General features: G+C 45.9%; 5 protein-coding genes and 1 pseudogene. 5 read left to right on the top strand and 1 reads right to left on the bottom strand.

Going from position 1 to position 12,816, the window contains the following annotated elements; all coding sequences use genetic code 11:
- Positions 1 to 90: 90 nt before the first annotated feature.
- From ASG81_RS32530 to ASG81_RS05990, 3 genes and pseudogenes are all read left to right on the top strand, one after another.
- Positions 91 to 900 (top strand): annotated as a pseudogene (locus ASG81_RS32530) (glycoside hydrolase family 43 protein); the annotation flags it as partial.
- Between the two features lie 69 nt (positions 901 to 969).
- Positions 970 to 1,923 carry a glycoside hydrolase family 43 protein gene (locus ASG81_RS31855; protein ID WP_056630727.1) on the top strand — a complete coding sequence of 318 codons (954 nt, stop codon included), beginning with the start codon at positions 970 to 972 and terminating at the stop codon, positions 1,921 to 1,923.
- A gap of 160 nt (positions 1,924 to 2,083) precedes the next feature.
- Positions 2,084 to 2,572 carry a GNAT family N-acetyltransferase gene (locus ASG81_RS05990; RefSeq protein WP_056630497.1) on the top strand — a complete coding sequence of 163 codons (489 nt, stop codon included), beginning with the start codon at positions 2,084 to 2,086 and terminating at the stop codon, positions 2,570 to 2,572.
- 207 nt (positions 2,573 to 2,779) lie between these two features.
- On the opposite strand, the gene ASG81_RS05985 is transcribed toward ASG81_RS05990, so the two are convergent.
- Positions 2,780 to 3,034: an RICIN domain-containing protein gene (locus ASG81_RS05985; protein ID WP_235548751.1), complete on the bottom strand. Its 255-nt coding sequence runs from the start codon at positions 3,032 to 3,034 to the stop codon at positions 2,780 to 2,782.
- A 263-nt stretch (positions 3,035 to 3,297) separates the two neighbouring features.
- On the opposite strand from ASG81_RS05985, the gene ASG81_RS05980 reads away from it, so the two are divergent.
- The gene (locus ASG81_RS05980; RefSeq protein ID WP_056630490.1) at positions 3,298 to 10,275 is read left to right on the top strand and encodes a LamG-like jellyroll fold domain-containing protein; all 6,978 of its coding nucleotides are present in this window, start codon (positions 3,298 to 3,300) and stop codon (positions 10,273 to 10,275) included.
- A 292-nt stretch (positions 10,276 to 10,567) separates the two neighbouring features.
- On the top strand, positions 10,568 to 12,778 hold the full coding sequence (locus tag ASG81_RS05975; RefSeq protein ID WP_162254996.1) for a helix-turn-helix domain-containing protein: 2,211 nt from the start codon (positions 10,568 to 10,570) through the stop codon (positions 12,776 to 12,778).
- Positions 12,779 to 12,816 lie beyond the last annotated feature (38 nt).

Below are 12,816 nucleotides of genomic sequence, written 5' to 3'. Positions count from 1 at the left end.
TTTTTTTTAGTTTATCAAATAAAACAAATGATCTGAAGAGGATGGCTCAGCCATCTTCTTTAGGCACTTATAAAGGATAAGGAGCAGCTTATGCTAAAAAGAGAAGAAATTCAAATACGAGATCCATTTATTCTGACTGATAATAATGAAATAAAATACTATCTTTACGGAACAACAGATAAAAATGCATGGGAAGGAAAAGCGACTGGCTTTGATGTATATGTGAGCGAAGACCTTGATAGCTGGGAAGGACCGTTCCCCGCATTCCTGCCGGAAGCCGGCTTTTGGGCGGATCAGAATTACTGGGCTCCTGAAGTTTACCTTTATCAAGGTAAATACTATATGTTTGCCAGCTTTAAAGCAGACAGCAAGCGCAGAGGAACGCAAATACTGGTTTCTGATCAACCAATCGGCCCATTTCATCCTCATTCGGATGGCCCTGTTACACCTTCGGACTGGGAGTGTCTGGACGGTACCTTATTTGTGGATGATTCAGGGAATCCATGGATGGTATTTTGCCATGAATGGCTGCAGGTTCAAGATGGTGAAATGTGCGTTATTCGTTTAACGAAGAACCTCAAATCAGCAATAGGAGAACCTGAGCTATTATTTCATGCTTCTGATGCGCCATGGGTAAGTCCGTTTGCAGGAAGTACTGATTCAACCGAAAAAAATAATTATGTAACTGACGGTCCTTTCTTGTATCGAGCGGAAAATGGAGAACTATTGATGCTATGGTCAAGTCATGGCGCAGATGGATATGCAATTGGCATTGCGCGTTCAGCAGCAGGACAAATTACAGGACCATGGGTGCACGAAAGCGAGCCGTTATTTGGAAAAGATGGCGGACATGGCATGCTTTTTACAACGTTTAACGGAGATTTCATGCTGACGATCCATCGGCCAAACCATACTCCGGATGAAAGGCCTGTTTTTCTACCTATCACGGAGAAAAACGGCAGATTAAGAATAAAGCAGGATTATATTAATCCAATCGTTCTACAACGTGCAGACCCTTGGATTTATAAACATACAGACGGTTACTACTACTTTACTGCTTCTGTTCCGGCGTTCGATTGTATCGAGCTCAGAAGGGCTGCAACGATACAGGAACTGGGGGCAGCCGTTCCTACGGTCATATGGAAAAAGCATGCTGCGGGCAAGATGAGCGCTCATATTTGGGCGCCTGAAATCCATTTTATAGATAACAAATGGTATATCCATTTTGCTGCCGGAGGATCGGATGAGAACATGGACGAAGTGTGGGAGCACCGTATGTACGTTCTCGAGAATGAGGCTGCTAATCCGTTGGAACCAACATGGGTGGAAAAAGGACAGCTTCAAACGAATTGGGAATCTGTAGCTCTGGATGCTACGACCTTCGAGCATCAAGGTGTACGGTATCTGGTTTGGGCACAACAAGACCCGCAAATCAAAGGGAACTCGAACATCTATATAGCTGAAATGAACAATCCATGGACCATCAGCGGAAAACAGGTCATGCTTTCGAAACCGGAGTATCAATGGGAAACGATTGGTTTTGGGGTCAATGAAGGGCCTGCTGTACTAAAGAAGAACGGGAGAATATTTATCAGTTATTCGGCAAGCGCCACGGATGATCATTATTGTATGGGGCTGCTGACAGCGTGGGATACAAGTGATTTATTAGACCCGAATTCATGGACTAAAGCGCCGGAGCCCGTTTTCAAAACCAATGAGGAAACCGGTCAATATGGCCCTGGGCACAACTGCTTTACGGTATCAGAAGTTGGTTCGGAGGATATTATGGTCTATCATTCCCGTAACTACAAGGAAATTATTGGTGATCCTCTATTCGACCCCAATCGTCATACACGTGCACAAAGATTAGAATGGAATGAGGATGGAACTCCGGGCTTCGGAATACCAGTTGCGGATAGTTAAGGTTATGTGTTTTTATAGTGTTAAAGTTAAAGTTGGAAGATGATACATCCCACCATATAACCGCATCGCGGCCCGCTGGGCTTAAGGTGGTGGGGATGTCGTGAATGCAAGAACGTAAGACGAAATAACCGAAAATTCACAAACAAGGCGTGAATATAAAATGAATTATGAATTAATTCAAGCTCCTAAAGAATATCAAGATATCATAAAAAATTTAATGCAATTTTATATTTATGATTTTTCTGAATTTGTAAAATGTGATGTTGAAGAAGATGGTCTATTTGGTGCATATCCATATTTAGAAGACTATTGGGGAGAAACGAATCATCGATTTCCATATGTCATTAAACAAGATGAAAAGTATGTGGGTTTTGTATTAGTGCGGTTTATTGAATCAGAAGAGCAGAATTACTTTTCAATTGCAGAGTTTTTTATAATGAAGAAATTTAGAAAAGAAGGAATTGGTAAAGCAGTAGCCAAACAAATATTTAATTTGCACAAGGGGCAATGGGAAGTTTATCAATTAGAAAGCAATAAACCTGCTCAGCTATTTTGGAACAAGACCATTGATGAATACACGCAAGGACAATTTAAAGATCGATTCGAAAACGATAGAAAGATACAAAATTTTGTTAGTGTGAATATTTAGAGCATCTTGAGCAAGGTTAATCGCATTCATTTTCGTTCTATACCCCACGATTAATATGGGGTATAGAACGATTTTTTTGTCGAAATGTATTTGATTATTCGGGGTATTTTTAGTTTACATTACACAAAGAATCAATGGGTATCCGTATATGATAGAAGACATTTCAGCCTATTATCCGCAGAAAAATATTCAGACTGCCCGAAAAAGCTACTTCCAGACAAGCTTCCACTTTTGTCCAAGATTACTGTTACTTGTCCAGATTTGCACGTTCGTGCCATTGGTTGTTCCGCTTCCATTAACATCCAGCACTTTATTGCTGTTCGAATTGGACAGTTGATACGTCCCATCCCCGTTGTTTAAGAACTTCCACTTCTGGTTCGCTCCACCGGTGTATGCCCAAATTTGCAAGTTCGTCCCGTTGGCGGTTCCGGTTCCGCTCACATCCTCTTTTTGTAGTTGCAATAACGTAATCTTTACAAAGGCTATATAAATTCATTAGAAAGGTTCATTTTATAAAAATGATGTCTACATGAAATGAAATTAAAAGAATTATGATGAAAATGAATGATATTGCAATAGATAAAGCGCTTTCATTGTGTTAATGTTTGTTTTGAATTCACATCAACATGGTCAGGCGTACATATCGCAATAGCAAGAGATAGTTTTTTGGAGGTGAAAGAAGAAGGGTTGAGGTAAAAACGATGTATATTTTGAGGAGGAACAAAATGAGCAGTTTTACTAGCGAAGTCTTTAACTCAAAAAAGTATTTGACCAACCAGGTTGCGAGAGTGCTGGCTGTCAGCCTCATTGTTGCGCTAATTTCACAATTATTTATTCCGATGCAGCCTTCGCTCGTGCATGCAGAAACAGCAGCAATCAACGGCAGTAACGGATATTTGGATAAGGTTGTATTCGGCGATAGCGCCTCTGAAAGCGCCCACCAATTTACAGGCGATTTCACAAGCACCATTACCGGTTTCTTAGGCGAGCCTGCCCGGGTGTCGAATCCGCGTACACCGCTGGAGGGACAGGGCGGAGATTTGACGTTTACGATGAAGGTCGATCCCTATCTCCAGAACTATTTCACGATGAAGTTCTCGGATGAAGCGGGGCATCAACCGGTTCTGGTCGTTAACGGCGAGCAAGTAGGGTTTTACAGAAACGGGGATTATACGTTTAATCGGAGCTGGGGAATCCCGAATCGCTTTCTGTACTACACGATCATGCTTCCGCTGGAAACGACGGTAGGCAAGGAGACCGTTGAAATCACCATCAAAACGATGAACGTGTTTGGCAATATGGATACTACTTCCAAGAAATATTATACAGCCTACACGCATCCGCAAGCCTATCTGAATGTGGAGGATGAACCTCAAGGAGCGGAATTGTTTCCGGCGGACATGGCTTCCATTGTGAAGGCAGACATTACGGATGCAGAGAAGCAAGCCAAAGTAGATGCGCACAGACAGGCTCAAATCAACCGGTTTAACACCATGTCAGGCCAGATCGATAGTTCGGCAGGAGCTAAATTTTCGATCGAGCGGTACAAGGACGATATGCGATATTATTCAAGGATATTGAATCAGTCCTGGTCTCCCGCTAATACGCCGGAACTAAAAAAAGCGGCGCTAGCGCGTATTTTCAAATCGATTGACAATCATGTAAAAGATTATTACGCCGATTCAAGAAGGGTGCTTCGCGGCGGACATCAAGGCGACTGGGGCAGTTATTACAGCGCTTTGGGTGAAGCGCTGTACATTGTCGAAAACCTCATCAAGGATGATGCGGTATATGGACAAGCGGCATTCGACGCTTTCCTGAACCAAACGTTCGTCACTGGAACAGCCGCTGGCGAGTTCTCGCTGGCAGGCGTAGACTGGAACGGCGGCGAATTGACGCGCCGCGAAGCATGGGAACGGGCGCTGAAAGCGAGCTTCGACTTTGCCCGCTCAAGGCTGTCCTATATTTATAACCAGCAGCTCTATACATACGAGGGCGCATGGGAAGCTCACGAAGGACTTGGTATAATCGGGTCGAGCTTCTTTGAAGGCAAGCAGCGCAGCCATGACATTCTGCTTGAAGCGCTCGGCGTCATACCGTTTCTGGGCGAAGAAGTGCTGGTTGGACCGAATGGCGAGGAATTGGATCTGTACCACTCCCTTTTCCATCACGATCAAGCAGCGGTATTCACGAATGATTATGTGCATATTGTCGGTAAAGGACTTGCCAAAAGCAAGCTGGATGCGGAAGGAAAAGTCGTCAGACGGAAGCCGTACGGGGAGCATTACGTAGGCATTACCGAAGCAGGTTTGTCTAGAGAAAATACGTATGTAGGCAACTATGGCGAAGCCGTCAACTATCTTCCGGAATATTTCTATAAAACATTAAATCACGCAGGTGATGAAGCGCTGAACGACGAGATCCTGAAACTGGCGTTAAAAACGATTAATGCCCGCAAGTATCTCCGCGTTCCGATGCTCAATGGCGACAAGAATCGGGTCATGACCGCAGATCAAACGCTGGATGAACGGAACGAGGGCCCGATCGGATTTGACGCCTATGGACCAAGGGCAAGTTCTGGAACGGCCCTTCTGTTCGCGTCTTTGGAAATGGCGATGGTTCAGAACGAGCAAAGATACAGCGGTCCGGAATGGGATCCGTACTGGAAGTATGCGAAAGAGGCAGTCGGGATTACGCAGCAGCAAATGCTGGATAACCAACTGTTCAATTACGGTTTCGGCCAGTATAGTTCCATGAGCGCCGAGAATTTTCTGGTGCCGGAAGTATACAGCTACCTGACTGGTCAGCGTAACACCTACCCGAAGCTGGGAGGAACATTAAAAGCCGGCGTGATCTTGCCGCACACGGATTTTGATTATTATACACCGGAAGAAATAGCCGAACTTGGCGTTGATCCGGCTGATTATCAGCAGTTTGCATGGGCAGACATCGACAACATGATCTTGTCGGTAAGAGACGGCGATCTTTCGTTTAACGGCTCGTTATATCTCCGCAATCGCGGACTGGCGGGCAACGGACGTCTTCATGTCATGAAAGACAATTATGAAAGCGTCGTACAAGTCGCCACCAACTCGAAATTCCAGTATGAGGACTACTACATTCGTACTCAGAATGTAGACGTTGATTTTATGTCGGATCAAGCAGCCAATGTAGGCAAACTGCCGCAAGCGCTGGCTGGAGAAGTGAATCCTTCCGCTTATCAGCCGGGCGTCGGCAGAGTCAACCGCGATAACTTTGAAGTGGACCATCCGTATTCCGGTTATCCGGATTTGATGACCGCAAGATACGGGAAATATTTTATGGCCATGAATACAACCCGGAGCGAATATGGAAACGAACAATCGTTCGAGATTGAGCTGCCGTCCGATTACAACGGAAGCACGGTGCTGGATCTGGTGACGGGAGCGAGTATTCCTGTTGTGAACGGGAAAGTGACGATTTCACACAAGTCGGCGATGGTGCTGAAGCTGTCCTCCGATTTCGATGCGGCCCAGAAGCCGAACCACGTTGATTTCGTGAATGCGCTGGCAGGCAACGGCTATGCCGGCATCTCGTGGAGAACGGCATCCGGCGGGAAAACGTACACGATTAAACGTTCGACAACGGAAAACGGCACGTATGAGACCGTTGCAACAGGAGTAACAGGCAATTATTACAAAGATACGGATGTACAGAACGGCAACGTCTATTATTACAAAGTAGCTGCCGTAAATGATAACGGAGCCGGATGGGATTCATGGCGGGCGAAGGTCGATTTGACAGCGCCGATATCCGGCATGACTGACGGATGGCGTGACGACCGGATCGGCACAACGTCCGGCAGCGCAACAGTTAATGGCGATTCGATCGCGATCGAGTCTGCCGATGGCAAGGGTCTTGGAACCGGCGACGATTACAATATTTACAAGAGAAACATTAACGACTCCTTGCATTTCGTAAGCCAAGTCGTAGCCGGCAGCAGCACGATTAGCGCGAAGATTGACAGCCATAGCGGAGCAGCAAGCGGAATTATGCTGCGCGACCAGCTTGCTTCCAATACTCGTTACATGTATTTCGGCGCAGATCAGGACGGCAATCTCGTCTTGCAAAGCCGTACAAGGGATTCCCGCATCCAATGGTCCGGTGTGGTCATGAGTCCATACAACCCGGGGGTTACCGGATACAAGGCAGCAGATTATCCGTATATTAAATTGGTACGCGAACATGATTCGCAAAATGTGAATGCGTTTGTGTCCAAGGATGGCGTAACATGGAAATTTGTCAAGAAGATGATGACCCTATTGCCATATGCCTACCATGCAGGCGTTGTGGCAGCGGCTGGGGCGCAGTTCAGCGGGGTATCCGTAACGGAAACGCCGCGCAATATCATAGAGCCTTATATCGTACAAGTGAAGGACAAAGTTACGGTTAACTGGAATAAACCGAAGCAGGCTACCTCCTTCCATCTGTACCGCACCAATGATAAAGCGGCGGGCTTGACTGATCCGGTATTTAAACCGGGTACGACGGAACTCGTAGACGGATCCCCTTGGACGAAAGTTCTCGCGGGTACAAGAGCAACATCCTTCGAAGAAGCAATCCTGAAATACGGCAGCTTGCACTACAAGGTAATGGCCGTCCATGGTGATGGATCGCCGCAGCCGTTCTCAGCAACCGTTTCTGCTTATGCGGATTCCATTGCAGTCGTCATGGAAGATGCCGAGAGCCTTCCGGCTAAAGATTATACGAAAGCCAGCTTTTACTTGTACCAAAAAGAGCTGGACCGAATCAAAGCGGAAATGGCAAAACCGGGCTTTGATGAGGAGCAGCTGATTAACGATATCTATGCAGCTAAAAATGTGCTTGTTTCGTTCAGAACGCTGCTGACGAAAGTTCAGATGTTGCCTTCTATGGTTCGAGCATCCGAAAAATATTGGGGAAATGATAATATCTCTGAAGCGCAAAACGGATGGTTTTTATTCGACGGCATACTGACTAACCTTACCCACACCAGGTCGGCTGTAAGCTGGGTTGATATCGACTTTGGCACAGGCAATGAAAAAGTAGTTGACACATTCAAATATCTTCCAAGGGAGAGTCATTTCACCCGTGCCAACAATACGGTCTTTAAAGGCTCTAACGATGGCGTAAACTGGGTCGACCTTCATAAGATTACTGGCGTAAATGGATTCAAATGGTATTCGGCCATCAATCCGGATCCAACACCATACCGGTATATCCGTATCTATGATAATCATTCCGGTTTCGTGAACTTTCAGGAAGTAGAGTTCATGGAGAGAGGCATTGACAAAACGCTGCTCACGCAGCTGCTGGATGAATCGGCTGCAGCTGTTGCTGCTGAGATTTATACGGCTGAAAGCTTGCAGCCTCTCGAGCAGGCTGTAACCGCAGCAACACCGGTTGCCGGCAACGAGGGTGCAACACAGGAAGAGATTGATGCGGCGGCAGAGGACTTGGTACCGGCGCTAAAGGGACTGCAGTATATTCCGGGAATGCCGGTGCTTGATTCCATTGGAAACAAAACCATCACCGCGGAAAAAGAGCTGTCATTTGTCGTACAAGCGACGAATACCAATGAAGACATTGTATACGGGGTCAGCGGTCTGCCTGAAGGAGCCACCTTCAACGCGGATACCCAAACCTTTGCATGGACGCCGGCCAAAGAACAGAGCGGCGTTTATACCGTAACCTTTACCGCAACATCTGGTGAGAAGTCATCTTCTCAAACCATCAAAATTACCGTAAAAGGACAACCGATTTTCTCCTCTGATACGACTGTGGAGCTGACGGCGAAACAACAGCTCATCTATAATGTAACGGCAACTGATCTATCAGGAGAGGCTTTGTCTTACAGCGCCGGCAATTTGCCTGCAGGCGCGGTATTCAACGCATCGACCGGCACCTTAATATGGACACCGGGTCAAGCGGATTATGGCAGTCATCCGGTAACCTTTACGGTCAGCAACAGTAATTTTTCAGTTACACAAATCGTGGACTTTAAGGTAATGCTTAATATTCTTTCTTCTACAGACATTACAAAGGGCAGCTATTACCTCTACATGAAGGAAGTAGAGCGGATCGAAGCGGAAATGGCAAAACCGGAAGCCGATAAGGTGCAGCTTGCAGCTGAGCTTGGCCAGGCGGAAGGCTTACTTGTTCCGGTTCCGTCGCTTTATGCGTTTGAAGGAAATGCGGACAATTCCTTAGGAACGTCTCACGGAACCGTCGACGGGACGCCTGTTTACACGGAAGGAAAAGTCGGCCAAGCTTTCAATATGAGTGGTGACGATTATGCCACGCTGCCATCTTCGCATATTATGTCCACTTACAATGAGATCTCCTTTGCAACCTGGGTGTACTGGAGAGGCGGAAGCAATTGGCAACGGATTTTCGATTTCGGGAACAACACCAATCAATATATGTTCCTTACGCCGAGTTCAGGCAATAATACGCTGCGTTTCGCGATCAAGAACGGCGGCGGCGAACAATTCGTGCAAACCTCGCAGCTTGCCGCTAATCAATGGGTTCATGTGGCGGTAACGCTCGGAAACGGTACGGCGCAATTGTATGTTAACGGCGAGCAGAAGGCCTCTGTTAACGGCTTCACAATCAAACCAAGCGATTTCAAACCGAGTAAGAATTACATCGGAAAGAGCCAGTGGCCCGATCCGCTGTACAATGGTTTGGTCGACGAATTCCGCATTTATAATCACGTTTTAACGGTAGAAGAGATTCAGGCCGTAGTGAACAATACGGCGAAGTGGATCGACAACAGCTTGCTGACGATCTTACTGGAGGAAGCTTCAGCTATTAACGCCGACTATTATACAGAGGAAAGTGTAGCGGTCCTACAGAAGGCTGTATCAGATGCGGAGCTCGTATCAGCAAATGCTGATGCAACCCAGGCAGAGATTAATGCGGCGGATGCCAGCCTGCTTGCGGCACTGGAAGGGTTACAGTGGAAGGATGTATCCACAGCCTTGGATCCTGCGGTTCCAAATGGCAAGAACGGCTGGTATACATCACCTGTTACTGTGACTTTGTCTCCTGCGCCAATCGCGGAATACAGTCTGGACGGCGGGAGCAGCTGGGTTGCCTATAAAGCGCCAATTACTCTGAAAGAAGAAGGAACGCACAAGCTTCTATATCGTTCCGTTAAAACGGGAGTGGAGAAATCGCTGGAGGTCAAAATCGACCTTACGGCACCTGTGGCGAAAATAACAGGCGCGGTTTCATACACGATCGACCAGACGGTTACCATGACGTGCACCGCGACCGATGTTACTTCGAGTATATACGGTACACCATGCGCTAAACCGCTGCTGGAGGTCAAAGCGTATACACTAGTGGCCGGACAGAATACGGTAACGGTCACAGCGGAGGACATGGCAGGTCATGTAACGACGGTTACGCATACGTTTACCGTTAAGGCAACGTTTGACAGCTTAAAGACAGTAACGGCCGCATTCCTTCAGGCGACAGGTGCTCAAGGTTCGGACGCTGTCAAAACAGCTTTGAAATCGAAGCTGGATCAAGCGAAAGCTGCAGCTGGACGAGGCGATACAGCTTCGGTGAAGAGTTTGATGACCTCTTATATAGGTCAAGTAACGGATCAGTCCGGAAAAACGTTAACGAAAGAACAAGCGGACATCCTAATCCGGTGGGCTCAATCGCTTATCTAAACCGAATGGAATAAGGAATTGAATAGCTGGAATCCTCTTGTAGCAGCCCTTATTAGGGCTGCTATTTGTTTATGACTGAAAGATATACGTATCTTCTGATCAAATTTCTACAAAAAATGCTATTCAAACTAAAAATACTTCATTTGAAATGAAAGGTGAAGGTGATATGATTAATATCATTTATGTTTATGTAAGCGTTTTCAATAGAAGGGTGATAGCTTTTATAATAATGATCAAGGTTAATAGGTTAGATTTCATAGCTTTGATTTACATCTTGAAAGGGGATATTAAAGTGAAATCGCTGCCTAAATATAGAAATTCCTTTTTTACCCGTCTCATATTATCCTATACGGTATTTGCTGTCGTCCTAATAGGACTTGCGGGTGGTTACTTGTACTCCAAAGCCAATCGATTGATGGTCGACGAAATTGCACGGGACAGTCAAATCCGACTCGTTACCGCCAAGGATTATGTCGAGCAAACACTTCTCAGAAAATACGAAGACAATCTCCAAAACACCGTTTTATCCAGCATCTTTATACAAAACAATTCCAATTTGAATTATTTATTAGATAATCGATGGGAAGGAAATTCCAGCAGAATAGTGTCGTTTCGTCAGGATCTTGACTTATTTAAAATGATGAACGAGGGTACCTCCTATATGACGGTATATTTTCGCCAAGAAAATTACGTCGTGGATAATAATCGTTTTTATACACAGCCCGACAATTCCAAGGATGCAGCTTTCATCAAGAGGCTGGGGCAAGAGGCTCCGAACCGGTGGTTAGCCCGTAAACTTCCGGATGGGAAGCAGGCTATTACCTATGTCGTTAAGCTTCCTTATGAGATGCCAAATGCCCTGCCTGACGGGTACTTATTTGTTGATATCGATCTGGAGCATGTCAAAAGATCGGCAGCGAACATCATGAGTTCTCCGCTTGAGAAGCTGTATATATTCGATGAGCATGGGCAATTAATTGTTCGTACGTCGGAATCGAATCCGGAGGAAATCGATCTTCTGCGGAACGCAATCAGCTCCGGTGATACCGTTAAAGAGATTACCGATAAGAAGCAAGGTAAAATCGTTTTGTCGTATCTCGATGGATCGAAATCGGGAAACGGTTGGACTTATGCAATCATTCGCCCGATTAATTCGTTTGTTTTGTCTTCGGGGCAATTTAAATCGAGTATATTCGTGGGCTGCAGTCTGGTGCTTTTGTTCGGATTAATCATTTCCTATATGTTTTCGAAACAATTTTATATCCCAATGAAGGGTTTAGTTCAGCATATTCGCAGTCTTTATCAACCTAATCCGGTGAATACACAAGCGAATGAATTTGCAATTATCAGCAGCGCGTTGAATTTTTTGGGCCAAAAAATAGTAACCCTTGAGTCCCGGGCAAAAACGAATGAGATGAAAAGTCTTGTACTGGGCGCGAGTCTCGACCTGGAGCATATGGATGGCTTGCCGCAGGATTGCCGATACATGGTTGCGCATATTCGGCTTATTGAAGGCTATAGCGACAAATTCAAACAGCGTTTTGCTGCTATAGATGAGACTATTCACCGCGAGTTTGTGTGCTTAAATCCGCAGGAGGCCGCCATTATCTACTTTTTAGATTCGAATAGCACAATGGAAGACGAGACAATTGCTGCGCATTTGCTTCGGATCAAAGAGGAAATTCGTGAGGAGATCCATTTCGGGGCTGCGATCGGCATCTTGGTACATTCGCCCGAAGAAATTCCGATTTCGTATCAATTGGCGCAGCAAGCTTATCGTTATCGATTTGTGTATGGACCGGAAGCGATCGTGCTGCATTCGAAAATTTCAACATTCCATTCAAGCCCGTATCAATTTGCATTCGATCTCTATAAAAATGCGTTGAAGGCGGGGGACGTGAATGGTGCGAATCGTTTTATTGATGAATTTGCCGCCATTCTAGAGGAACGGAGCCTTCAGTTAGAGACGGTGGAGCTGTCACTGCTTCAACTGGTTTCCACACTTTATCAAGTCGTAATCGAATTGGAGCTGCAAAAGCTGGTTCCACCCTCTAACTTGTTCGATGAACTAAAAAAGGATACGCTCGCGGCGACGATCGATTCGATACGAAGTCTTTCCGAACGGATTGCGCTTCATGTGCGTGAATCGGGCAGTCATGCGCATGCGGATGTCATCTTAAAATTAAAAAACTACATCGATGAACATTTGCATGAAGATCTTTCATTGAATATTCTCTCTGAAGTGGCTTCGCTCGCACCGGCATACATTTCTACCTTGTTCGGTGAAGTCATGAGGGAAACGTTTACCGAATATGTCACCCGGACACGGCTGGATAGAGCTGCGAGTTTGCTTCAGGATGAGTCGCGGATGTCCGTCGCCGAGATCGCATCCCTTGTCGGTTATCGAAATCCGCAATATTTTCACAATAAATTTAAAGCCCGTTACGGCATCACACCGGTTCAATACCGCAATGCGAATAGTGCGGTTACAATGGCACAATAGCGCAGCTTCCCCCAATAAAACGGCAGCCCAATACGGGT

Source organism: Paenibacillus sp. Soil522 (assembly GCF_001428245.1).
Lineage (GTDB): Bacteria > Bacillota > Bacilli > Paenibacillales > Paenibacillaceae > Pristimantibacillus.
This window is presented reverse-complemented; position numbering and strand designations above follow the sequence as displayed.